General features: G+C 65.2%; 28 protein-coding genes. 10 read left to right on the top strand and 18 right to left on the bottom strand.

Annotated features, from left to right (window positions below; genetic code table 11):
- From AD664_RS13175 to AD664_RS27655, 6 genes are all read left to right on the top strand, one after another.
- Positions 1-1,113, top strand: a complete 1,113-nt coding sequence (locus AD664_RS13175; RefSeq protein ID WP_053147137.1) for a FliM/FliN family flagellar motor switch protein — start codon at positions 1-3, stop codon at positions 1,111-1,113.
- Positions 1,110-1,763 (top strand): type III secretion system export apparatus subunit SctR, encoded by a 654-nt coding sequence (sctR, locus tag AD664_RS13180; protein ID WP_042731016.1) that lies wholly within the window; start codon positions 1,110-1,112, stop codon positions 1,761-1,763. The genes AD664_RS13175 and sctR overlap by 4 nt, the downstream gene beginning before the upstream one ends.
- 9 nt (positions 1,764-1,772) lie before the next feature.
- The gene (sctS, locus tag AD664_RS13185) at positions 1,773-2,027 is read left to right on the top strand and encodes a type III secretion system export apparatus subunit SctS (RefSeq protein ID WP_042731017.1); all 255 of its coding nucleotides are present in this window, start codon (positions 1,773-1,775) and stop codon (positions 2,025-2,027) included.
- On the top strand, positions 2,027-2,824 hold the full coding sequence (sctT, locus tag AD664_RS13190) for a type III secretion system export apparatus subunit SctT (protein ID WP_042731018.1): 798 nt from the start codon (positions 2,027-2,029) through the stop codon (positions 2,822-2,824). Before sctS ends, sctT begins: the two co-directional genes overlap by 1 nt.
- A 15-nt stretch (positions 2,825-2,839) precedes the next feature.
- The gene (gene sctU, locus AD664_RS13195) at positions 2,840-3,940 is read left to right on the top strand and encodes a type III secretion system export apparatus subunit SctU (protein WP_047735829.1); all 1,101 of its coding nucleotides are present in this window, start codon (positions 2,840-2,842) and stop codon (positions 3,938-3,940) included.
- A 126-nt stretch (positions 3,941-4,066) separates the two neighbouring features.
- Complete coding sequence (locus tag AD664_RS27655) at positions 4,067-4,588, top strand: type III effector (protein ID WP_172679724.1); 522 nt, start codon at positions 4,067-4,069, stop codon at positions 4,586-4,588.
- A 54-nt stretch (positions 4,589-4,642) separates the two neighbouring features.
- On the opposite strand, the gene AD664_RS13205 is transcribed toward AD664_RS27655, so the two are convergent.
- The 14 genes from AD664_RS13205 to AD664_RS13270 form a co-directional block, all read right to left on the bottom strand.
- Positions 4,643-5,092, bottom strand: coding sequence for a type III secretion system chaperone (locus AD664_RS13205; protein ID WP_053147139.1), 450 nt, complete (start codon positions 5,090-5,092; stop codon positions 4,643-4,645).
- 8 nt (positions 5,093-5,100) lie between these two features.
- Positions 5,101-5,373 (bottom strand): type III secretion protein HrpV, encoded by a 273-nt coding sequence (locus tag AD664_RS13210; protein ID WP_172679725.1) that lies wholly within the window; start codon positions 5,371-5,373, stop codon positions 5,101-5,103.
- Positions 5,374-5,484: 111 nt separating this feature from the next.
- Positions 5,485-5,694 (bottom strand): HrpT family type III secretion system protein, encoded by a 210-nt coding sequence (gene hrpT / locus AD664_RS13215; RefSeq protein WP_053147141.1) that lies wholly within the window; start codon positions 5,692-5,694, stop codon positions 5,485-5,487.
- Complete coding sequence (gene sctC / locus AD664_RS13220) at positions 5,691-7,838, bottom strand: type III secretion system outer membrane ring subunit SctC (RefSeq protein WP_053147143.1); 2,148 nt, start codon at positions 7,836-7,838, stop codon at positions 5,691-5,693. Before sctC ends, hrpT begins: the two co-directional genes overlap by 4 nt.
- Positions 7,831-8,268, bottom strand: coding sequence for a type III secretion system chaperone (locus AD664_RS13225; protein WP_047735832.1), 438 nt, complete (start codon positions 8,266-8,268; stop codon positions 7,831-7,833). The genes sctC and AD664_RS13225 overlap by 8 nt, the downstream gene beginning before the upstream one ends.
- Positions 8,255-8,479 (bottom strand): type III secretion protein, encoded by a 225-nt coding sequence (locus tag AD664_RS13230; RefSeq protein WP_042731296.1) that lies wholly within the window; start codon positions 8,477-8,479, stop codon positions 8,255-8,257. Before AD664_RS13230 ends, AD664_RS13225 begins: the two co-directional genes overlap by 14 nt.
- Before the next feature lie 98 nt (positions 8,480-8,577).
- Positions 8,578-9,159 carry a type III secretion system stator protein SctL gene (sctL, locus tag AD664_RS13235; protein ID WP_053147145.1) on the bottom strand — a complete coding sequence of 194 codons (582 nt, stop codon included), beginning with the start codon at positions 9,157-9,159 and terminating at the stop codon, positions 8,578-8,580.
- Positions 9,137-9,730 (bottom strand): hypothetical protein, encoded by a 594-nt coding sequence (locus tag AD664_RS13240; RefSeq protein WP_053147147.1) that lies wholly within the window; start codon positions 9,728-9,730, stop codon positions 9,137-9,139. The genes sctL and AD664_RS13240 overlap by 23 nt, the downstream gene beginning before the upstream one ends.
- Positions 9,727-10,611, bottom strand: a complete 885-nt coding sequence (sctJ, locus tag AD664_RS13245) for a type III secretion system inner membrane ring lipoprotein SctJ (protein WP_042731299.1) — start codon at positions 10,609-10,611, stop codon at positions 9,727-9,729. Before sctJ ends, AD664_RS13240 begins: the two co-directional genes overlap by 4 nt.
- A gap of 14 nt (positions 10,612-10,625) precedes the next feature.
- Positions 10,626-11,000 carry a type III secretion system inner rod subunit SctI gene (gene sctI / locus AD664_RS13250; protein ID WP_053147149.1) on the bottom strand — a complete coding sequence of 125 codons (375 nt, stop codon included), beginning with the start codon at positions 10,998-11,000 and terminating at the stop codon, positions 10,626-10,628.
- Between the two features lie 46 nt (positions 11,001-11,046).
- On the bottom strand, positions 11,047-11,961 hold the full coding sequence (locus AD664_RS13255) for a type III secretion protein (RefSeq protein ID WP_053147151.1): 915 nt from the start codon (positions 11,959-11,961) through the stop codon (positions 11,047-11,049).
- 58 nt (positions 11,962-12,019) lie between these two features.
- Positions 12,020-12,322, bottom strand: coding sequence for a hypothetical protein (locus tag AD664_RS13260; RefSeq protein WP_343294205.1), 303 nt, complete (start codon positions 12,320-12,322; stop codon positions 12,020-12,022).
- On the bottom strand, positions 12,323-13,246 hold the full coding sequence (locus AD664_RS13265; protein WP_053147153.1) for a sigma 54-interacting transcriptional regulator: 924 nt from the start codon (positions 13,244-13,246) through the stop codon (positions 12,323-12,325).
- A 394-nt stretch (positions 13,247-13,640) separates the two neighbouring features.
- Positions 13,641-14,216 (bottom strand): DUF6436 domain-containing protein, encoded by a 576-nt coding sequence (locus tag AD664_RS13270; protein ID WP_053147155.1) that lies wholly within the window; start codon positions 14,214-14,216, stop codon positions 13,641-13,643.
- 108 nt (positions 14,217-14,324) lie between these two features.
- Here AD664_RS13270 and AD664_RS13275 point away from each other — a divergent pair, with 108 nt between their 5' ends.
- Positions 14,325-15,272 (top strand): alpha/beta hydrolase, encoded by a 948-nt coding sequence (locus AD664_RS13275; RefSeq protein WP_053147284.1) that lies wholly within the window; start codon positions 14,325-14,327, stop codon positions 15,270-15,272.
- Positions 15,273-15,399: 127 nt separating this feature from the next.
- Here AD664_RS13275 and AD664_RS13280 read toward each other — a convergent pair whose 3' ends face one another.
- Positions 15,400-16,143, bottom strand: coding sequence for a DUF2059 domain-containing protein (locus tag AD664_RS13280; protein WP_042731305.1), 744 nt, complete (start codon positions 16,141-16,143; stop codon positions 15,400-15,402).
- Between the two features lie 140 nt (positions 16,144-16,283).
- Between AD664_RS13280 and AD664_RS13285 the strand changes: the two genes are divergently transcribed.
- Both AD664_RS13285 and AD664_RS13290 read left to right on the top strand, forming a co-directional pair.
- Entirely contained in the window at positions 16,284-16,916 is a 633-nt protein-coding gene (locus AD664_RS13285) for a 2OG-Fe(II) oxygenase (RefSeq protein ID WP_053147157.1), read from the top strand.
- A gap of 4 nt (positions 16,917-16,920) precedes the next feature.
- Positions 16,921-17,412, top strand: coding sequence for a DUF523 domain-containing protein (locus tag AD664_RS13290; protein ID WP_053147159.1), 492 nt, complete (start codon positions 16,921-16,923; stop codon positions 17,410-17,412).
- Positions 17,413-17,561: 149 nt separating this feature from the next.
- On the opposite strand, the gene AD664_RS13295 is transcribed toward AD664_RS13290, so the two are convergent.
- Both AD664_RS13295 and AD664_RS13300 read right to left on the bottom strand, forming a co-directional pair.
- On the bottom strand, positions 17,562-18,938 hold the full coding sequence (locus tag AD664_RS13295) for a GTPase/DUF3482 domain-containing protein (RefSeq protein WP_053147161.1): 1,377 nt from the start codon (positions 18,936-18,938) through the stop codon (positions 17,562-17,564).
- Positions 18,931-20,298 (bottom strand): DUF2868 domain-containing protein, encoded by a 1,368-nt coding sequence (locus tag AD664_RS13300; RefSeq protein WP_053147163.1) that lies wholly within the window; start codon positions 20,296-20,298, stop codon positions 18,931-18,933. The genes AD664_RS13295 and AD664_RS13300 overlap by 8 nt, the downstream gene beginning before the upstream one ends.
- 86 nt (positions 20,299-20,384) lie before the next feature.
- Here AD664_RS13300 and AD664_RS13305 point away from each other — a divergent pair, with 86 nt between their 5' ends.
- Positions 20,385-20,897, top strand: a complete 513-nt coding sequence (locus tag AD664_RS13305) for a dihydrofolate reductase (protein ID WP_053147164.1) — start codon at positions 20,385-20,387, stop codon at positions 20,895-20,897.
- Positions 20,898-21,007: 110 nt separating this feature from the next.
- Here AD664_RS13305 and AD664_RS13310 read toward each other — a convergent pair whose 3' ends face one another.
- Positions 21,008-22,399, bottom strand: a complete 1,392-nt coding sequence (locus AD664_RS13310) for an L-cystine transporter (protein WP_042731187.1) — start codon at positions 22,397-22,399, stop codon at positions 21,008-21,010.
- Positions 22,400-22,623: the final 224 nt, after the last annotated feature.

Below are 22,623 nucleotides of genomic sequence, written 5' to 3' on the forward strand. Positions count from 1 at the left end.
ATGAGCGCATTTGCACTGTCGCTGCCATCGGTCAGCGCCGAGGAAGCCGTTGCTCGCCAACGGCTGGGGGCTGGCGTCGAGTTGCCGTTCGACGTGGCGGGAGAAACGGGGCGGCTGGCGCTGAGCCTGGGCAACGGTCCCACGGGCACCGCGCCCGCGGTGTTGGAGTGTGCCCATGGGACGTTTGTCTTGGGCGAACCCGGCCCGGTGCTGAGCCTGTTCGGTGAGTGCCCGGTGGCCTTGCCCGCCGAGCCTGGGGCCGATGACGAGTGGTTCTGGTCCCTGTTCCATCAGCTTCTGAGCGAGCCCTTGCGCCACGCCTTCGGTTTTCTCAAGCCACTGGCCGCGACCGGAGTCAGCGGCATTGCCTGTCGACTCGAGGTGCAGTTGGGGGCCGCGCGTGTGGTCAGCCACCTGGACGTGCCCGGCCAGACCTTGCTGGGCCTGCTCGACGCGGCCCCCTGGCAGCACCAGGCCGTGCCCTGGACCGAACACTTTGTGTTCCGCGTGCCGCTGCTGGTCGGGCACCTGGCCCTGGCCAGCGGACAGCTCGCCGCCCTGCGTCCCGGTGACGTGGTGATACCCGAGGCACACCGGTTCGATTCATCCGGCCAAGGCCTGGTTCGCCTGGGCCGGCATTGCCTACATGTGCAGGTGCACAGCCACGCCGCACCGTTGCACCTGACCGTACTCGCGCTTGAGGAGACCGCTATGAGCAGCACCGCCGACACCGACATCCTGACGCCCGAATGGGACGACACCGCCCGCTACGCCGCCGACGAACAGGACCCGGCGGCGTTCGACCCGGCGACCTTGGCCCAGGCCCAGGCCGACGCCGAAGCCGAGGACGCACCGGCGGCACAACAGGCGGCCGTCGATCGCCTTGAACGTTTCGACGACCTGCCGCTGGCGCTCACGGTACGTTGCGGCCACCTGAACCTGACCTTGGGCGAGCTGCGCAACCTGGCGCCCGGCGCGGTGCTGCAAGTGCAAGGCGTAGCGGCGGGGGCCGGGGCCTTGTTCTACGGCGAGCGGCCCGTGGCCCATGGCGAGTTGGTGGAGGTCGATGGCCGGCTGGGCTTGCAGATCGTCCGCGTGGATGTGGCTGGATGAGCTTCCAGGGGGTCGACCCCTTCCTGCTGGCGCTGTTCATCGGGGGCATTTCCCTGGTGCCGCTGCTGCTGATCATCTGTAGCGCGTTCCTCAAGATCGCCATCGTGCTGACCATCACCCGTAACGCCATCGGCGTGCAGCAAGTGCCGCCGAACATGGCGCTGTATGCCATTGCACTGGCCGCGACGCTGTTCATCATGGCGCCGGTGGGCCACAACGTGGCCGAAGCGCTCAAAGAACGGCCGCTGGACTTCAGCAACACCGAGGCATTGCAGGGATCGGCCCTGAACGCGATCAAGCCGCTGCAAGCCTTCATGTCGCGTAACACCAACCCGGACATCCTCACCCACCTGTTGGAGAACACCCAGCGAATGTGGCCCAAGGAGCGCGCCGAGCAGGCCAGTCGCGATGACCTGATGCTGCTGATCCCGGCGTTCATGCTGTCGGAACTGGAGGCGGGCTTTCAGATGGGCTTTTTGATCTACATCCCGTTCATCGTCATCGACCTGATCGTGTCCAACCTGCTGCTGGCGCTCGGCATGCAGATGGTGGCGCCCATGACCATTTCGTTGCCGCTCAAGTTGCTGGTCTTCGTGCTTGCCCAGGGTTGGACGCAGCTACTGGACAGCCTCTTCTACTCCTACCTCTGAGGACCTGCGATGGACGCGATGACGCTGTTCAAGGAAGGCATGTTGCTGGTGGTCCTGCTCTCCGCGCCGCCGTTGATCGTGGCGGTGCTGGTGGGGGTGCTGACCTCGCTGGTGCAGGCCTTGATGCAGATCCAGGACCAGACCCTGCCGTTCGGCATCAAGCTGGTGGCGGTGGGGCTGACCCTGCTGGTGACCGGGCGCTGGGTGGGCGGAGAACTGATGGGATTGCTGCGCCGGGCCTTTGAAATGATGGCCAATACCTGATGGCGGCCTCGGCGTTCCTGCCCTATTTCGACCTGCTGCTGTCGGTGGCGCTTGGCATGGCGCGCATCTATCCGGTCGCCTACCTGGTGCCGGTGTTCTGCTTCCAGCACCTGCGCGGCCTGCCGCGCCATGCCATCGTCTTCGCCTTGGCGATGTTGCCGGCCCCCGGTATCCGCCAGGCGCTGATCGACGCTCAGGTCAACTGGCTGTTCCTGGGCGGCTTGATGGTCAAGGAGCTGATATTGGGCTTCTTGCTCGGGGTGTTGCTGGCGATGCCGTTCTGGCTGTACGAATCGGTGGGGGCCTTGCTGGACAACCAGCGCGGCGCGCTCATCGGCGGCCAGTTGAACCCGGCGCTAGGCACCGATACCACGCCCCTGGGCCACCTGTTCAAGGAGATGATCATCCTGTTGCTGGTCGCCACCCTGGGCATCGGCACCTTGACCCAGGTGATCTGGGACAGCTATCTGGTCTGGTCGCCCACGACCTGGTTCCCGTTGCCCGGTGCGGATGGTTTCGGGGTGTTCCTCGGGCTGCTCGCCGAGATGTTCATGCACATGCTGCTCTACGCCGCGCCGTTCATTGGCCTGTTGTTGCTGGTGGAGTTCAGCCTGGCGCTGCTGAGCCTGTACAGCCCGCAACTGCAGGTGTTTATCCTCGCCATGCCGGCCAAGAGCCTGATCGGCCTGGGCTTCTTGCTGTTCTACCTGCCCACGCTGTGGGACGCGATGACCGGCCGTCTCATCCGTTATGGGGAAATCCGGCACCTGCTAGACCTGCTGTTGCAGGCGCCTTGAGGGAGGGGCTCGCCGATGAGTGAAGACAGTGGCGAAAAGACCAAGAGCGCGACACCGAAGAAGATTCGCGACGCCCGCAACAAAGGCCAGGTTGGCCAGAGCCAGGACCTCAGCAGCCTGCTGGTGCTCGCGGCGGTCACCGAGGTGGCGTTGACGCTGGCCGATGACAGCATGCAGACGCTGCAAGACCTGGCGGCCTTCCCGCTGCATCGGCTGGACGTCGATTTCACGCGGGCCTTCGAGGAAACCCTGGCCCATGCCGGTAGCGTGTTGCTCAGCTTCACCCTGATGACCGTGGGGCTGGCGATTGCCACGCGGCTGGTGGCCGGCTGGATACAGTTCGGCTTCCTGTTCTCCCCCGAGGCCCTGGCGCCTGACCCGAACCGCCTGAACCCGCTGAACCAGGCCCAGCAGATGTTTTCCGGGCAGGCGCTGATCAACCTGTTCATGGGGCTGGTCAAGGCGGTGTTCATCGGGGCCGTGCTGTACCTGGTCACGATGCCGGCGCTCGGGGCGTTGGTCAGCCTGGTCAACGGCGACCTGCAAACCTACTGGCGCGGGTTGGCCAGCCTGTTCCGGCACATCATGCACACGTGCCTGGCGGTGTTGCTGGTGTTGGCGATCATCGACTTCGGCCTGCAGAAGTACTTTTTTGCCAAGCGCTTGCGCATGAGCGAGGAAGAAGTGCGCAAGGAATTCAAGGAAATGGAGGGCGACCCGCACGTCAAGATGCACCGCCGCAACCTGGCCCGGCAGTTGGCCGGGCAGTCCGCCGAGAAGGAAACCCAGCCGGTGGAGGACGCCGACATGCTGGTGGTCAACCCCACTCACTTTGCCGTCGCGCTGCGCTACCGGCCCGAGGAAACGGCGCTGCCGCAACTGATCGTCAAGGGCGTCGATGCCGAGGCCCGGGCGCTGATCGAGCGGGCCAAGGCGGCGCGGATCCCGGTCATCCAGTGCATCTGGCTGGCGCGCACGATCTACCGCGAGGACGTCGGCGGTTTCATCCCCCGCGAGACGCTCCAGGCAGTGGCGCACATCTACCGGGTGCTGCGGGAACTGGACGACGAGGCCAAGGCCGAGGTAATCGAGATTCCGGAGTTGAACCTGCGCTGAGGCCAGGCGAGGGAACCGATGCACCCGTGGCGGCCACTCAGGGGATGAGCCGGATTCGTCCGGGCGCTGCCGGCTTGCCGCTATGGCCCGCCCATCCTCCCCGAGGAACCCACTGGAGAATTTCCCATGCCCCATGATCCAAGCCTTGTCGGGCGCACAGGCGCCCTGCACGGGGTCGACAGCAGCCTGTTGTCCAACGCTTCCACGTTGAGCCAGCAGCCCCTCGAAGCCCAGCAACGCCGCACCAGCCAGAGCTTGCAGGCACGAGGGCGTTCGTCCTCGACGCCCCCGACGTTGCATCAGCGCGGTCGAACCCGCACCCGCGAGGAAACCCGCGCGCCCCGTGCCAGGTCCCAGCCGCCGCAGCCACGGCCATCCGCCGAAACCGATACGGCGACCCCGCCGCCGGCACCCAGCTCCGAGCAAACGCTGCTGAGCGACATGGAGTCCCGTCAACGACAGTTGATGGCGAATCAGTTCGAACTTCAGATGGGCATCGAGGAGCGCCAGGCGGCGATGCTGAAAATCAAGAGTGCCGCGGACATGACCAAGCTAATGAGCGACACGGTGACCGAAGTCACCAAGGGCTTCCTGGACAGCGCCAGGAAGGTCATGCAGGAAGGTGGCGAAGCGATGAAGCTGCGTTGAGGCCCGGTGCCCACGGCCCCGCCAGGCATGCCTGGTGGGGCTCGACGGGGCGGTTCAACCCAGGCGGGTGCGGTTCATGGCGAGGCTCGCCGGACGGGGTTCGCCCGGCTTGGCCAAATCGAGGAGGCGAGGGCGCACCTCGTTGACCTGGGCGACGAACCCCACCACCCAATGACAGAACCGGGTTTCGTCGAGGGCCGACAACGCGCTGTGGGCGCACAGGCGAACACAGGCCTTGTCGTCCAAGGCCAGCCAACTGCCGCCGAGCAGGTCCAGGCGAAAGTTGAGTTCCAGCAGGCGCTTGTGCAGGCCGGGGGCGTGGACCGTCACCTCGATCGTGCAGTGGAGAATGGCCATGTCGCTGTGCTCGGGCAACTCGATGACCACCGCTTCGCGGTTGTGCTTGTCATACAGCGCGCACACGCCTTGCTCCAGTTGCAAGTCCGCGTGCAGATGGTCTGCGAGGGCCGAGATCAAACGTTGGGCGAGCGGTGCGGCGGTCATGGTGAACCTCAGTAGGTGGCTGGACGGTCGTCGAGGTCTTCCAGGCCCAGCAGCGAAAGCTGTCGGGACTGGATCTCGTCGAGCAGTTCAGATGTGATGGAGGAGTCCGGCAGCGCCTGCCACACCACGAGCGCTCGCTGTGGGTCGAGGAACACGAACAGTTGGGCGTATTCCAGCGGGTTGGCGAAGCGTCGTTCGAGCGCTTGCTGGATCTGGTTGGCGCGTAGCACCTGGCTTTGTACTTGTAGCGCGAGCCCCACGCTGTGAGGCTCGCGTCTCAAGCCGAACTCAATGCCGGGGGCAATTTCCCAATACGTCGCAATGCCGGCGATGATGTTCTTTTGAAAAGCTTGGCGAGTGCTTGCGCTGTGCACCGAGAAAGACATGCCGATTCAGTTCTCCAAGGGGACGACGCTGTGGTCGAGTGGGTGTTCGGGCGAGCCGAGGCCGCCGCGCATGCCGGGCGACCACCAGACGACGATCCGCGCAGGGTCGGGCTCGGCACGTTCACAGGAACCGGCCTGGCAGCCCGAGCGACTTGCGCAGCCGGCGAATACCGGCAGGCTCAGGAGTACGGCCAGCAGCAGCGGTGTGCGACTCATGGATTCATCCTCGCAGTGGTTTGCAGTAGGGAAGGACGTTCGCCGCCCGGCACGCGCGCGGGCTGGTTCATGACCACGAACACTTCGGTTTCCTCACCAGGCTCCAGCCACACTTTCGGCCAGGCAGAGGCCGCCAGGGTCCAGCGGCTGCCACAGCTCGCTTCATCGAAGCGCAACCGCCGCTGGCCATCGTTGCGCACCACGCCCACGGCGATGCCGTAGTCGGGGCCGGCGAACCATTGGGCGCGCGAGGCGTCCAGCGTCAGTCCGGGCTGCAAGGCGCACAGCGTCTCGGGGGAGTACGGAATCGAGTCGGCCTGCTTGAACGAGGCCGGGATGTTGCCGTCGGCCAGGCGGGCGAGCACGTCGCTGACCTCCAGGCGACCGACCGGGCGTTTGCCGTTGCGCCGCTCTTCCAGGCGCGCCATGGCGCTGTCGACCTGTTCGCGGTCGAGGGTCGAGATGTAGCGAGCCGGGTCGACCTGGTCGCCTATCAGGCGCGGAGTCAGGATGAACACTCGCTCCCGGCGGCTGGTTTCGCGGGTGGTCGACGAAAACAGCAGCGGCCCCAGCAGCGGGATGCGTCCCAGCCATGGCACCCGTTCCAGGTTGTCGCCGGTTTCCTCGGTGTGGAAACCGCCCACCACCAGCGAACGGCTTTCGCCCATCACCGCCTGGGTGCTGACCACCCCGCGGCGTACGCTGGGCGTCTGCTGGCCAACCTCGGAAGGTTCGATACGGCCGTCTTCGATGTCCAGGGCCATCTGGATCTGCTTGTGCCCGCCGGTCTCGATGGCATGCGGCACCACTTGCAGGCTGGTGCCGGCGGTGATGGGCTCGATGTTGGCCACGCGCTCGCCGATGGCGGAGAGGTATTCGGTACGGCTGAAGTCGATGACCGCCGGCTGGTTCTCCAGGGTCAGGACCGAGGGGTTGGCGACCACCGTGGCCAGGCCGCGGCCTTCCAGCGCGCGCAGTTGCGCGGAAAAGTCGCCGTAGTCCTGGATGAATACCGTCGAGCTGGCACCGGGGCGCAGCATCGAGGCGCCGCCGATCAGGTCGCCGCTCTCGACGTTCCAGTTGGAGGCCAGTTCGGCCAGTTGGGTCCGGTCGATGTCCAGGATGATCGCGTCGATTTCCACCAGTTTGCGCGGCACGTCCACGTCGCGGATCAGCGGGGTATAGATTTCCCGGCGCTTGGGCGCGTCGTAGATGAGCACAGCGTTGTTGCGCACATCGGCTTCGACGCGGATCTTGCCGCGGCTCCCACCGCCGCTATCGCCGGGCTGCACGCGGGTGGTGTTCGGACGGCCCATGCCGTTGAAGGCCAGTTGTTCGATATTGCCCATGGCCATCGATTGGTTGCCCTGCATGTTCTGGAACGACGCTTGGGGCAGGGCGGTGGGTGCCGCGCCGGAGGTCGAGCCACGATTCTCCAGCAGGCCCCGCAGGATGCTGGCGACGCCGGGGATGACCAGGGTGTCGCCGCGGTATTTGATGTTGCGGTCGGCCGCGGTGGCGTAGCGCAGCGGGAAGCTGATGACTTCCTGTTTTTCTTCGGGGGTCTTGCGTGCCTTGGCGAACTGCGTCACCAGGCGCACGTAGCGTTCGGGACCGGTGATCAGCACCACGCCTTCGTCAGGCAATTCACCCCAGCCGAAACGCGGGTCCAGCAGGCCGATGTCGGTCAGCGCCTGTTTCATGTCCGGCACGGCATCGGCGGACACCTCCAGGCGCTTGGAGCGCTGGTTCTGCAACGGGCTGACGTACAGGCTGCTGCCGTACACGAACCACTGGAAGCGATTCTCCAGCCCGAGCCGGTCGAGGAACGCCTGGGGGCTTTCGGCCCGCATCCGGCCTTCCACCGTGCCCTTGACGTTGCCGTCGATCACCAGTTGCACGCCGAAGGTATTGGCGAAGTCATCGAGCACCTTGGTCAGCGGCGTGGCCTGGGCGTCATAGGCATAGGGGGTGTTCTTCCAATCGGTGGGCACGGCGGCCTGTGTCGGCGCGGCCAGCCCAAGCGAGCCGGCCAGCACCAGCGCGATCAGCGAGGGGCTCGCCCAGCGCTGCGTGATCAATTGGCGAAGACGAGCGTTGCCTTCGGTCATCAAGCGGTACGGCATAAACCACTGGTTAGGCATGGCGCAGTCCTGTTCCGAGGAAATGAGCGTGCGAGGGCCGCCGCGCCACGGGCGCCGCCGCACCACGTGGGGCTTTTTGCAGAATCGATTGCCAGGTGTCGCGCTGGTTGAGCAGCGCTTCGAGTAACTCGATCAAGTCGTCGACGTGTCCGTCCGGAGCCAGCTGCGCCATCAGCCACAGCCGCGCATCGTGGGGCGCGCGCGCCAGTGCCCCGGGGAATCGCGAAAGGCTCGGGTGGGCCAGCCGGAGCACCTCTTCCAGGGCCGCCTCGTTGGACACGCTGGCGGGCAGCTCGACCGACAGCAGCAGCGCGCCTTCGAGTTTGTCGAAGGTGACGTCGCCGTCGTCGATGACCAGGGTGAAAGGCGCGGGCTCATCGGCGCCGGCACTCCAGCGAATGAGCTGCGCGCGCAGCTCATGGCATTGCATCGATGATCGCCTTGGCGAGGTTGTGGTGGGCCGTGGTCTGTTGAGTGGCCGCCGTCACCGCGACCGACATGCCGTTCATGCTGGTGAGGAAGGTGTGCATGTCGTCCAGGGACTGGCTCTGCGCAGCGTTCATCGCCGCGTTGTTGACGTTGTCGGTGGCGCGTTGGAAGTAAGTGTCGAGGCGGCGCTGCAGGGCATCGATAGAAGACATAAACGGTTCCTCCGGGCTTGGGCGTGTTCACCCGGTGAGTGGTGGTTACGCCCGTGGCGGTTCCGCAAGCAAGCGAGAAAAGAAGCGGTGGACTGGATTTAGGGTTGCGGCTCTGGCAGCCGCAGCGCTTGCACGGCGCTGGGCCAGTCGAGCTGGAACGTGCCGCCAGGGGTTTGCAGTTTCACCTGATGGCGGTCCATGCCGGCATCGGCCACCGGTGTCCAGGCTTGCGGGCTGGCGTTGCCGAGGATGCGGGTCAGGCTCGCCAGGTCTTCGGGATGACAGTGCAGGGTAGCGGCGGCCGGATCGCGTTGCCCCGAGGCCAACTGACGCACCAGCGCATCGATGCGCGCCGGTTCGGGCACCTCGTCCAGTAGCGTTTGCAGGGCCTCGTTGACCAGCCGTGCAGCGCTGCTTTCAATCTGCTCCCACATCGCCTGGCGCTGCGCTTCCCATGTGGCGAGCAGGGCGTCGGCCTTGTCCCAGAATTGCGCCTGGGCTTGGAGGACCTGCGCTTCGGCCACTTCGCTGGCCTGTTCGAGTAACTGCGCGGCCTGGTCCCTGGCGTGTTCGATGACACGTTGCGCACGGGCGCAATCGACCAGGGTTTCGCGCGCGATATAGGGCTGCAGTAAGCCCTGGCCTTCGGGGCGTAGTTCAAGCGAGCGCCGGGCGAGCATCGTGGATCTCCGTGTCGTGGGCGGTAGGGACGGGGGGCGCCAGGCTTTGCCCGGCTTTCCAGCAGGCGGACTGCCAGAGCGTGTCGAGCCTGGCCGCGGGCGGTTGGGGCGCCGTGCTGCATTCGATGGCCATGATCCTTGCGCGAGGGAATGCCAGGCGCGCCCGTTGCCAGGTCGGTTCGTCGAGCCAGGCCTGCAGCAGCGCGAGCGGATCCTGGTCCGGTTCGAGCCAATGCCCGGGGCGCAATGCCTTGGCCGTGCGTTCGCACCAGGCGCGGTCCTGCGCCGACAACGCCGGGGCGGCCGTCAACGGTGAACAGGTGGTCGCCACCAGCTCACAGGCCAGGGCCAGGGCCGCCGGTGCGCAAAGCAGTGCCTGCTGCGCCGGGCTCGGCCTGGGTGGCGTGCAGGGCGTCATGCCGAAGCGCCTGGCCAGCGCGGCGTGGTGCCCGCGGGCGAGGGCGTCGAGGCATGACGCACTCAGGCGGGCAAGGTCGGGTGGCTGCCATTCGGGGGTGGCCTGGCGCCAGGCGTGGTGCCACCAGTGAACCCACTCCAGCGCGGCGCTCATGCGGCAGAGCCTTTGTCATGGGTTCCAGCGCCCGGTGTCTTGACCGCGAACAACGGTGCCGCCGTGTTGCCCGGTGGTGCGGCGGGGGCGCCCGGCCGGGCGAGCTTGTGTTCGAGAAAGCGCGGCAGCGTCAGGGCGCCCTTGCGCCACAACCGGTAGAGACCATAGCCGGCGCCCAACAGGATCCCCAGCAATATGATGCCCGCCACCACAGTGACCGTTCGCCAGTAGGCGACTTCCTCGGCCTGCATGACGAACGGCCCGAAGTGCGCCATCTTGCGTCGCTCCTGATACGGCACGGTGGGCACGAACACCACCGATAACTTGCTCGCATTGTGGGCCGCATCGGCCATGCCGGGGATCCCGCTGGCGATCAGGTTGCGCACCCGTGGCGTGATGCTGTCGGGATCCAGCGCGCCGGTGTGCTTGATGAACACCGAGGCCGATGCCGGCTGCACCGGTTCACCGGGGGCGACCCGTTCCGGCAGGACCACATGGACCCGGGCGAGCACCACGCCGTCGATCTGCGACAGGGTCGATTCGAGCTCCTGGGACAACGCGTAGATGTAGCGGGCGCGCTCTTCCAGTGGCGTGGAAATGACCCCTTCCTTGCGGAAGATATCCCCCAGGCTGGAACGTGAGCGGCGCGGCAGGCCGGCCGCTTCGAGCACGTGGACGGCACTGTTCATGTCGGCGGGCTCGACCAGGACGGTCATGCCGTCCTTGTCGACTTGCTTGCTCGCCTCGATGTTCTTGTCCGCCAACTCTGCGATCACTTCGTTGGCATCCTGCTCGGAGAGGCGGCTGTGCAGCGCCGACCGCTCCTCGCAAGCCGTGAGCAGCAAGCACAGTAACAACGTTGAGCATGCGCGCATGAACATGGCCGGCATTTCCTTTACTGGAGGTTAGTGAGCTTCTCGATCGCCTGGGAGCCTTTGCTGACCAGTTTCGCGGTCATCAGGCTTTCCAGGTGGAACGACGACAACGACCGGTTGGACTGCAACATGTCCTGCGGATCGGCGGTGCGGATGGCCTTGAGCATGTCGCGGTTGGCGCGCTCGTCCAGTCGTTGCAGTTCGCCGGAGCGACTCGACAGCGAATCGATGATGCGTGCCGCGACGTTGTTTTCGTTATCCGGCGCCGGTGGCTTCTCGCGCATCTGGGCGTTGAACCAGCTGACGTCGCTGGTCTCGGCACTGGCCTGCGGCCGTGCGCCCGCCTTGGCCGTTGAGGAGGCCAGTTGGCTGGCATCGATGGCTTGTATTTCCATGGGCTTCTCCAATTTCGAGGGGATGAATCAAAAGGGGCGGATGCCTTCAGGCGCACATCAGCCGCAGGACGTTGCGGGCACTGCCGGTGACGCTCAGGTGAAACTCGATTTCCTCACGCCCGCGTCGGGCTCGCCGCCGCGCGACCGGGTACTGGCCCGCCAGGCGAGCCAGCGCCAGGTCCAGTTGTTCCAGGGCCAGCTGGAACAGCCGGGTTTCGCGGGCTTGCAGTGGCGTGCCGAGGGCGATGCGCTCGGTCCATGTCCACGTTTCGCCGTGGGTGCTGGGCGGCGGGTAGCGCTGTGGGTGCTGGTCCATGAAGCTGGCGATCTCGAACAACAGGTCCTGGTCGTCCGGCTCGTAGCGCGCCTGGCCCGCGCTGTCGTCGATGTCCAGCAGCGTCAGCAGCTTGCGCCGGCCCAGCACCGCGATGAGCCTGAGCAACAGGCGCAGGCTGGCGTTATGCCGGTCGAGCGGGCCGTCCGTTTCCCAGGCGCCGAACAGCGCGCCGCAGAACGGGTTGTTCGCACTGCCGAAATCACTCTGGCTGCCGACGTCGTTGTCGCCGATGGGTGGCCGGCGATGGGCGAACATCTGCGCCAGGTCGCCAAACAGGTCTTCATCGGAATAGGCGTCGTCGATATCGACCTCCAGGTTCTGGCCGGTACCGCCGTTGATCTCTTCCAGGATGTCCGTCAGGACCAGGTTCAGCGGGTTTTCCGTTTCCGCGGCCAAGCCCTGCTGCGGGGGCTGCCAGCCGAAGGGCGAGCGTCCGCCTGCCGAGTCGTGTTCACCGCCCCATCGCACCAGTGACTCTTTCAACCGGCCGCTGCCCGCGTGCTGCGTCAGGTGCTCGATCACCGCATCGGCCAGGCCCTGGGTGATCGAGGCGCGGCGTTGCGTGGAGTCGTCATGTGAAAGGGCTGCGGGAGGACGAAGGCTGTTCAGCCGATCGATATGCATGGGCCTGATCTCATCGCGCTTGAAGAGACCCCGCCGCGGCGGGGCTTGAAGCGGGTTGTCAGAATCGTATGTTCTTGGACGCCTCCCCCATGGCCGTAATGGCCTTGGTGGCACTGTCCATGGACTCTGCCGAGATGGCGTTCATGGTGTCGGCGATCAGTTTCTTTTGGTCGAATTCGGATTTCATGGTCGTCATCGCGGCCGAGGTAGCATCCATCTGCTGCATGGCCGCCATGGAGGCCGCAAGAGAAGCTCCACCAAAACTCATAGTCGTATCTCCGGATTGTGGAATGGCGAGACGGTTGTGAGTGTCTCGAAGGTTAGGTGGCGGCGCAGGTGGAAACGGTTCCACGCCGGGCACTCAACCCATCGATATTTCCAGGCACTTCATCCGGTAGTAGAGCGTGCGCCGGGCGATGCCCAGCTCGGCGATGACCTTGTCGATATGACGATGGTGGCGACGCATGCAGTCTTCGATGAGCACTTTCTCGAACTGCTGCAGTTGTTCCTTCAAATTGAGCGTGGTGTTGCAGTGCTCCGACTGTTCGGCGCGCGGCAGCGCTGGCAGGCCGAGCACGTAGCGCTTGGCGGCGGATTGCAGCTCACGGATGTTCCCTGGCCAGGCGTAGCCGATCAGGTGGCACAGCAACTCCGGCGATGGGGCGATGTAGGGCCGGTCCAGGGCCTTGGCTTCGCGCCGCACCAGTGACTGGAACAGCGGCACGATGCGTTCCTTGCGGCTGCGCAGGGGCGGCAGCTTGAGGCTGACGATGTTCAGCCGGAAATACAGGTCGCGACGAAACTCGCCCCGTTCGACCATCTCCCCCAAAGGGCACTGGGCGGAGGCGATCACCCGCATGTTCACCGGGATGCTCTGGGTCGAACCCAAGCGCTGGACGGTCCTGGATTCCAGGACACGCAGCAGCTTGGCTTGCAACGCCAGGGGCATGCTGTCGACCTCGTCCAGGTACAGCGTTCCGTTATGCGCCGCCTCGACGAACCCTGCGCGGCTCTGGCTGACACCGGTAAACGCACCGGTGTTGGCCCCGAACAGTTGACTCTCCGCCAGGCTCTCGGGAATGGCGGCGCAGTTGATGGCGACGAACTTGCCGGAACGACCGGACATGCGGTGGATTTTCTCCGCCAGCGTGTCTTTGCCGGTGCCGGTTTCGCCGCGCAATAGCACGTCAACCATGAGCGGCGCCACACTTTGGGCAAACGCCTCAAGGTTGAGAACATCCTCTTTATGGGTAGTGGAAAGTGCAGCGCAAAGCATCTTTTGCATCACTGACGATTCCATTCTTGTTTTGGTAGGAGGTCGACAATTAAAGATCAAAGGCGCGTAGAAATTTCCCGCGCCGCGGCATGACCGACTTGAGACCAACGTTCTGTTTGCTACGGAGGTTTAGAGAACCGATTAAAAAAAAGTTCATGCTGGCACGGCAGATGTTAATCGTTTCAGCTCGACGGCCGGAAAGCCGGAACACCCCTGCGCGACCCGTCTGGCATGGGGTTCGGCCAAAAAATGGGGCGTGGAGGAGGGGCTTCGGAAAATTGGATCCGACAAACGGTTCAGCGCAAGCGCCTGTTTGGAGCAAACGCTCTACAATCAAACAAATGTTCGATCGCTTAGTACTGAACTAGTGGGTTTTGGAAATACGTTTCGTAGTTCGGCTTAGTCACTTTGGAGTTGACCAGGGGCAATAACAGCCCACCGCCAATGTGTTAGTGGCATTAACTTTTCGGCCACTACTAAGCGCTTCAAGGATCGGTTCGATAAAGCTGTTAGTGGAGTTGCAGGTCAGCCCTTCGCTGTAGGGACCGAAGTACGCCAGTTGGCCGCTGCGGTCCCAGATCGCCACTGCCGGGCTGGCGGGAATCTGGTTGGAACCGGGGAGTGTGGCGAGGGGTTTGAGGCGGCTGAGCGTCGCGGGCAATTGGCCCTGGCTGCCGGTTTTCTGGACCGCATAAAACTCCACGCCTTGCGCGGCATATTGATCGACCAGTTCGGACAGGTGTTGCTGGTTACCGACGTTGCACGGGCAGGCCGGGTCCCAGAAATGCACCAGGCGGATGGCACCGGGGCCGGCCAGCTCGGACGGCAGGCGCAGCGGCTCGCCGGAAAATACCGCCGTGTGTTGGCTGAAGGCCCGCAGAAAACGCCCCTGGAACCAGTCGTAGGCCACCCACAACAGGATGGCGCACGCGAGGGCAAGCAGGCTGGCAAGCAAGGTCGTGCGGTGGGACGGGCGCATGGTGTCGATCCTCTGAGGTCGCGTAGCTTGCCATGCCCGCCGCGACAGATGAATATCGCAGGCCTACAAAGTCTGTTTCGCGCGATGCGCTTCTGCCTGGACCTATTGATGCCTGCCCCTTTCGATCCCGATCTCCTGCGTGCCAGCCTGCAACCCCTGGCCCGGTGGCAACCCCTGTCGGAGCAAGCCCAGGCGTACCAGCGCTTCTATGGCCTGGACTTTCCCGGGCGCGACGTACGCAAGGGGCTGGGGTGTTTCGAGGTAGAGGGCTACACGCTCGTCAGTCAGGTCTGGTGGCCGGAAAAAGCCGTGGCGACGCTGTTCGTGTTCCACGGCTACTACGATCACATGGGGCTGTACCGGCACTTGATCGAATGGGGCCTGGAGCAGGGCTTCGCGGTGATCGCCTGTGACTTGCCGGGCCATGGCCTGTCCAGTGGCGAGCGCGCCAGCATCGGTGATTTCGCCGAATACCAGGCCACCTTGCAGGGCCTGTTGGGCGAGGCCGCCACGCTGGAGCTGCCCCAGCCGTGGCACCTGTGCGGGCAGAGCACCGGTGGGGCCATCGTGGTCGATCACGTGCTCAACCAGGGCGCCCGGAGCCCGGCCCAGGGCCAGGTCATCCTGCTGTCGCCTTTGGTGCGACCGCGGGCGTGGGGCTGGTCGCGCCTCAGTTATTACCTGCTCAAGCCGTTCGTGACCGGCATTGCCCGGCGCTTCAGCGAAAACTCCAGTGACCCGCAGTTCCTGCCATTCCTGCAAGCCGACCCACTGCAACCGCTACGCCTGCCCACGGCATGGGTCGGGGCGCTGGGCCAGTGGATCAAGCGTATCGAGGCCGCCCCGGGCAGCCCACGCCAGCCGCTGATCGTGCAGGGCCAGGCCGACATGACGGTGGATTGGAAACACAACCTGGACGTGTTGCGCAGCAAGTTCGACCGGCCCCAGGTGCTGATGCTGCCCCAGGGACGGCATCACCTGGCGAACGAGACCCTGGCGTTGCGCCAGGAGATGTTCGGGTTTCTGGCGAAGCGGATGAGCCGGATGCGGCGGTGACTTTGAATTTGCAATCGCGAGCAAGCTCGCTCCCACAAGGCCATGAGTGAACTCCGATTTCGTGACCTGTCGAAATCCAGTGTGGGAGCGGGCTTGCTCGCGAAAGCGGCAGTGCAGGCGCTAAGAACTACTGCCCGAGATTCTGCCCCACCGCCAGCCCCGCCCGGATCGCCGCCAGCGCGGCTTGATAATAAGCCTGGCCCTCGGCTGATTCGGCGAAAGTGGCGAATTCTTCCAGCTCGGTATCGCTCAGGTCACGGTAGACGTACAGCAGCGTGTTGTTCAGGTCCGCGCCGATCTGCTCCATCAACCGCTGGCGCTGGCCGTTCAGCATGCCCTGGGCCTGGCCGGCGCCCAGCAGGCCGGGGATCATCGAACTCAGGCTGTCGGCCGCGACGCCGGCGATCGCCAGGCTGACCTCGGCGCCGGCCTCGCGGGCTGGCAGGGCCTGGGCCAGGTGGCCGATGATCAGCAGGCGATTGTCACTGGCCTGCATCTTTGGCAGGCCCTTGGCGTTCTTGGCCAGTTGATCACGCCGGGTGGCCAGCAACTCGGCCGCCACGACCTTGCGACCCAGGGGCGTCTGGAAAAAATTCAGTGCCGGGTTCGGATCGCGAAGGTTCTTGCGCATTTGCGCCTCGGCCCGCTGGTCCATGGCCTGGGGGGCGAAGCGTTGATTGCTGTTGGTCACCAGGGCCTGGAACACCGCCGGTGGCAGGCTGCTCTGGTAGCGCTGCTGGGCCGCGCTCAGGGCGTCATTGAAATGCGCCCGTTGTTCCGGCCAGCCGGCGACCTTGTACAACTGGTCGTAGCTGTCTGCCCAGGCGGGCAACACGCAGAACATCAACAGTGAGAAAAGCAAACGGCGCATAGGGACTCCTGTCAGCAGCCGACTATTCTCCGTGGGGCATGGGAACTTGTCGAGAATTCGTATCAAGTTCGTACGCCAGTGCTACCTGGCGCCGTAAAGTCGCTGCGTGGCGCTGTCGGTTTTGCAGGCACAGGCATACTATGCGCGCCATGCAAATACCTTCTGATCACCCGCTGCTGTTACGTATCGTCGACGACCTGGCCGAGCACGGCTGGTCGCAGCAGAACCTGTTCCTGCCGGACGCGCTGACCCGCGCCCTGGCGGCCGAGTGTCGCCAGCGCGCCGCCGAAGGCGAACTGGCGCCGGCGGCGGTCGGGCGCGGACCGTTCTCGGAGATCCGCGAAGGTATCCGGGGTGATCGCATCCAATGGATCGAGCCTGGCCAGGCGCAGGCTTGCGATCATTACCTGGCCTTGATGGACAGCCTGCGCGAGGCGATGAACCGTGGGCTGTTCCTGGGCCTGGAAGATTTCGAAAGCCACTTCGCCCTGTACCCGCCCGGCGCGTTCTACCTCAAGCACGTCGACCGCTTTCGCGACGACGACCGGCGCATGGTGTCGGCGGTGCTCTACCTCAATGACGCCTGGTCGGCGGAACAGGGTGGCCAGTTGCGCATGTACCTGGACGACGGCGTGGAGCATGACGTCGTGCCCGTCGGGGGCTGCCTGGTGGTGTTCCTCTCGGGTGAGATCCCCCACGAAGTCCTGCCGGCCACGCGCAACCGCCTGTCCTTGACCGGCTGGTTCCGGCGCCGCGGCAACGAGTTGTTCTGACCCCATGGAAAAGATCCTGGTCAGTCGCTGCCTGCTTGGCCACCGGGTGCGCTATGACGGCGGTGCCAGCGGGCCATTCGATCAACTCCAGCAATGGCTCGACGAAGGCCGGGTCGTGCCCCTGTGCCCGGAAGTCGCCGGCGGCCTGCCCACGCCCCGGGCCGCGGCGGAGATTGCCGGGGGACAAGGCGCCCAGGTGCTCGACGGCCAGGCGGCGGTGATCACCACCGAGGGCGAGGACGTGAGTGCGCAGTTCCTGTCGGGCGCCGACCAGGCGCTGGCGCTGGTCCGCGAACACGGCATCCGGATCGCCGTGCTCAAGGCCAACAGCCCATCGTGCGGCAACCTGCTGACCTACGACGGCACGTTTAGTGGCGTGAAAGTCAGTGGCGAGGGCGTGACAGCGGCCTTGCTCAAGCGCCATGGGGTGCGGGTGTTCAATGAGTTGGAGTTGGCTGAAGTTGCGTTGGCGCTCGTGGTGTTGAGCGACGAGTAATCACCGGCCATATGGCTTTTGTGGCGAGGGAGCTTGCTCCCGCTGGGCAGCGTAGCGGCCCCAGGCATGAGCGCCGTGGTACCTGCCGCATTGTGGGATCACTGCGTGATCCAGCGGGAGCAAGCTCCCTCGCCACAGGTTTGGGTGGGCTATAACTGACCCGCCAACTGCTCGATCTGCTCCTGCCGCTCGGCCTGGCTCAACCGCGCCTGGGGGTTGAGGCAAGACCACTGGGGATGGGCGCGGGCCTTGGCCAGGGCGTCGGGCAGCTTGCCTTCGCGCCAGGTCTTGTCTGCCTGGGGCGTGGCGATGCGGATGCTGTCGAGGGCCGCATGGCCACGCTGGTTGAGGGCTTGCAGCAGTTGCCGTTGGCGCAGGGCCAGCAGGCGCAGCACGCTGTCGTCCACCGTCAGTTCACGCTGGCCCTTGAGTTTGCCCATGAGTCGATTGCCGTAGCTGCGGGCGGTTTGCAGGGCGCCGCCGGCAATGGCCCCGGCGAGGGCGGCGGCGCCGAGGGTCAGGCCGCCCACCAGCAAGTCCACCCCGGCACCGGCCGCGGCGCCTGCGGCGATTCCCCCGCCAACCCGCACACCCAATTGCTTGAGGGTTTCTGGATTGAACAGGTCATCGCCCCAGCGTCCGTCGAGCAGTGGCAAGTCACTGGCGGCGGCGTCCTGGGGGCGGAAGGCATAGAGCTTGAGCAGGGATTCGACGCAGCGTTGTTCGCGCTGACGCACCGCATGGCGCAGCTCGTCGATGGCCTGGCGCTCCCGCTCGGGGTCGCTGGCGACGCTGCGGCGGCAGGCGGCGCAGTCGATCAACAGCTCGGCGATCAACCGGGCTGCGCTCTGCTGGCGGGCCTGGCGCTGGGCCTGTTGGTCGGCAATCAACCGCTCCAGCTGCCCACGGGCGCTTTCCAGCAACAGCGCGAGGCTTTCATACAAGCGTCGTTCGCCATCCTCGGGCGGCGCAACGCTGTCAAAACGCACCAGGGCATGCAGCCCCAGGCGTGCCAGGGCTTCGCGCCAGTCGGGCTCGCGGTGTTGGGTGCTGCTGACGAAATTGAGCACCGGCAGCAGCGGCTTGCCGCAACTGGCGAGGACTTCCAGCTCATCGCGGTACTTGGCCAGCACCGGTTCGCGGGCGTCGATGACATAAATGCCGGCGTCGCTGGCGAGCAACTGCCGCAACACCTTGGCCTCTTGCTCGAAGCGTTGTCGCGCCTCGCTGCCTTCGAGGAAACGGGCCAGGCGTGCCGGGCCGTCCAGGCGCTCACCGGGGCGCTCCAGGCATTCGAGGTAGTCGAGCAAGGCGATGGCGTCTTCCAGGCCCGGGGTGTCGTACAGCTCCAGCAGGGCTTGCCCGTCCACCGAGAGGCGTGCGCCCTCGACGTGCCGGGTGGTGCTCGGGCGATGGGACACTTCGCCGAAGCCGACGTCCCGGGTAAGGGTGCGCAGCAGCGAGGTCTTGCCGACGTTGGTATGGCCGACCACGGCCAGTTTCAGCGGCTTGATGGAATCAGTCATGGCCGTTCTCCAGCCAGCTCATGGGGGCGCAATCGGCGAAAGGCAGTTGCAGCTGTTGCAGCGCGCTGTGCCAGTCGCCCAGGCGTTCGGCGTCCAGCGCTTCGCCGGGCGGCGCCTGTAACAGCCACACGCGGGTGGCGCTGGCGCTGCGGGCCAGTTCGGCGATCAACGCCAGGCTGCCCCGGTCTGGCGAGCGGCGTGGATCACAGGCAATCGCCAACCGCGCCGGTGGAAATCGCGACAGTTGTTCGAGGAGTTTGTGGCGAGACTCGCGGCTGTCGAGGACACCGGCGTTTTTCACCGAGTCGGGCAGCTTCGGCGGCCAGGGCCGCTCGTCCAGCTCGATGGCCACCAGCAAGGCGCCGGTGCTTTGCACCGTGCCGGCGGGGCTTTGCACCTGATGCAACTGGGCGGGCGCGGCGTCGTTGATTCCCAGTCGCTCGCTGCTGGGCATCAGGCGTTCGCGTAACTGGGCATAGCCCGGCAGGTTCAAGTCCAGGGCCAGGTCGGCGCGACCGCGGCGCCAGCGCCACAGGCACAGCAGCGCCAGGCCCAGGCGTGGCAGCACGCCGTAGACCAGCACCACGCCCACCAGCCAGGTGGCCCAGGCCTGGCGGGCGCTGTCGAGGTTCAGGGCGCCGTCGCCGCTGGCGCGGATCATCTCCACGGTCGGTACGTTGAAACCCAGCAGGGCAGGCACAGTACCGAGGGCGCGTGTCAGGGCAACAAAGGTCTCGCTGCCGAGCAGGGTGGTTTCCCAGACAAACCCGTAGCGCCGGGTCGCCATCAGCATCAGTACGATGACCAGCGCGCTGACCATCGCTACCAGCCAGACGCCGTTGACCAGCGCCCCGAGAACCCAACGGTTGAGTCGCTTTCGTTGCAACAACAGCAGCAGGGCCGGCGCCAGTTGGATGGCCTTGGCATCGCGGGCGAGCTTCTCGCTGAGCCACAACCACAAGCGGCCCAGCACGGCATCCTGGCCCCCGGCGAACGCCAGGCCGAGGGCCCAGCCGATCAGCAAGACCAGGTTGAGGCCCAGGAGGCTGCCCAAGGCCCAGAACACGTTGACTGGCGTCTGACCGTCGCCGAGTGCGGCAAAGCCCAGGCCGGCGCCGCTGACCACGGCGAGTACCGCCAACACCATCAGTGCCAGGCGCGCCCCTTGCAACCAGTGGCGCAGAGCCAGGACGAGGCCATCGCGCTCGGCCAGCCAGCGGGCGCGATGGCGGATGCGGGTGGACAACTCACCGCCGGCCGCACGGGCCAGACGATTGGCTTCCTGGTCCTGCAACGGGCCGGCGTGCTCTTCACGCAGGCGGATGGCCTCGGTCAACCAGAGTTCTTGCAGTTTCGTCACGGGTGCTTCCGTAGCTCAAATGAGGGTTGAGCATAACCGCTGTAGCGCCTGTCGGGGTACGGCGCGCCTCTGGTATCCTCGGCGGCATGAAAAAAACACTTCCCTTAAGCCTGATCGCAGCCCTTGGTGAAAACCGGGTGATCGGCGTAGACAACAGCATGCCCTGGCACTTGCCGGGGGATTTCAAATACTTCAAGGCCACCACCCTGGGCAAGCCGATCATCATGGGGCGCAAGACCTGGGATTCCCTCGGTCGACCGCTTCCGGGGCGCCTGAACATCGTGGTCAGTCGCCAGCCTGGCTTGCTGCTCGAGGGTGCGGAAGTCTTTTCCAGCCTCGACGCCGCCGTGGAACGGGCCGAAGCCTGGGCGCTGGCGCAGGGTGTCGATGAGCTGATGTTGATCGGCGGTGCGCAGTTGTACGCCCAGGCTCTGGAGCAGGCCGACCGACTGTATCTGACCCGCGTGGCGCTGAGCCCGGAAGGGGATGCTTGGTTTCCGGCGTTCGACGCGAACCAGTGGACGCTGGTATCGAACCAGCCGAACCCGGCCGAAGGGGATAAGCCGGCGTATAGCTTCGAGGTGTGGGAGAGGCGTTAAGGGCATCGCGAGCAAGCTCGCTCCCACAGTTAACCGAGTTTTGTCAGGCAGACCTCGGTCGACTGTGGCAGCGAGCTTGCTCGCGAAAGCGGTCTATCAGGCGCCACGCATCAAGCGTGCACCAACTCCCCATGTTCATCAGCGTCGAGCAAGGCCTTGTCGGTCTGTTGCATCACCTGGCTGGTGATCGCCCCGGCGGTGATCGAGCCGCTGACGTTCAGCGCCGTGCGACCCATGTCGATCAGCGGCTCGACGGAAATCAACAGCGCCACCAGCGAGACCGGCAAGCCCATCGCCGGCAGCACGATCAGCGCGGCAAATGTCGCCCCGCCACCGACCCCGGCGACGCCCGCCGAACTCAAGGTCACGATCGCCACCAGCGTCGCGATCCATACCGGGTCCAGCGGGTTGATGCCCACTGTCGGCGCAACCATGACCGCCAGCATCGCCGGATACAGGCCGGCGCAACCGTTCTGGCCGATGGTGGCGCCGAACGAGGCGCTGAAGCTGGCGATGGCGCGCGGAATGCCGAGGCGGCTGGTCTGGACTTCGATGCTCAGCGGGATGGTTGCCGCGCTGGAGCGGCTGGTGAAGGCGAAGGTCAGCACCGGCCAGATCTTGCGCAAGAAACGCAGCGGGTTGATCCCCGCCGCGCTGACCAGCAGGCCATGGACGACGAACATCAGGCCCAGGCCCAGGTACGACACCACCACGAAACTGCCGAGCTTGATGATGTCCTGCAGGTTGGAGCCCGCCACCACTTTGGTCATCAACGCCAGCACGCCATAGGGCGTCAGCTTCATCACCAACCGCACCAGACGCGTGACCCAGCTCTGCAGGGTGTCGATGGCGTCGATCACTTTCTGACCTTTTTGCGCGTCATCCTTGAGCAATTGCAGGGCGGCCACGCCGAGGAACGCGGCGAAGATCACCACGCTGATGATCGAGGTCGGCTTGGCCCGGGCCAGGTCGGCAAAGGGGTTTTGTGGAATGAACGAAAGCAGCAACTGCGGGATGTTCAGGTCGGCGACCTTGCCGGCGTAATCGCTCTGGATCACTTGCAGGCGCGCCAGCTCCTGGCTACCGGCCACCAGCCCTTCAGCGGTGAGGCCGAACAGGTTGGTAAGGCCGATCCCGATCAGGGCGGCGATGGCCGTGGTGAACAGCAGGGTGCCGATGGTCAGGAAGCTGATCTTGCCCAGGGACGAGGCGTTGTGCAGACGCGCCACGGCGCTGAGGATCGAAGCGAACACCAGCGGGATGACGATCATCTGCAACAGCTGCACGTAACCGTTGCCGACCAGGTCGAACCAGCCGATCGAGGCCTTGAGCACCGGGTTGCCAGCCCCGTAGATCGTGTGCAGGGCCACCCCGAACCCCACGCCCAGCACCAGGGCCAGCAGTACTTTCCTGGCCAGGCTCCAGCTGGCGTGACGGGTTTGCGCCAGGCCGAACAGCAAGGCGAGGAACACCAGCAGATTGAGGATCAGCGGCAGATTCATCAAGAGAGCTCCGTTAAGACTTTGCCAGTCGCTTGAAGCCGCGACTGCGAACCGGGAAGCCTAACAGTCTGATAACTAATGAATTAATACTAAAAATGCATGTTGAATGTCGTTTATGGAATAAGGACGTGGCGTTTGCGGGTACGTCGCTGGCGTTTTCAAGACGTAAGCGGTCGCGGACAGGCGAGGACTGTCATACGCATTTGTTAGCGTCGGGTTCTTTG

Origin of the sequence: Pseudomonas sp. P97.38 (genome assembly GCF_001269745.1) — a bacterium.
GTDB lineage: Bacteria > Pseudomonadota > Gammaproteobacteria > Pseudomonadales > Pseudomonadaceae > Aquipseudomonas > Aquipseudomonas chlororaphis_E.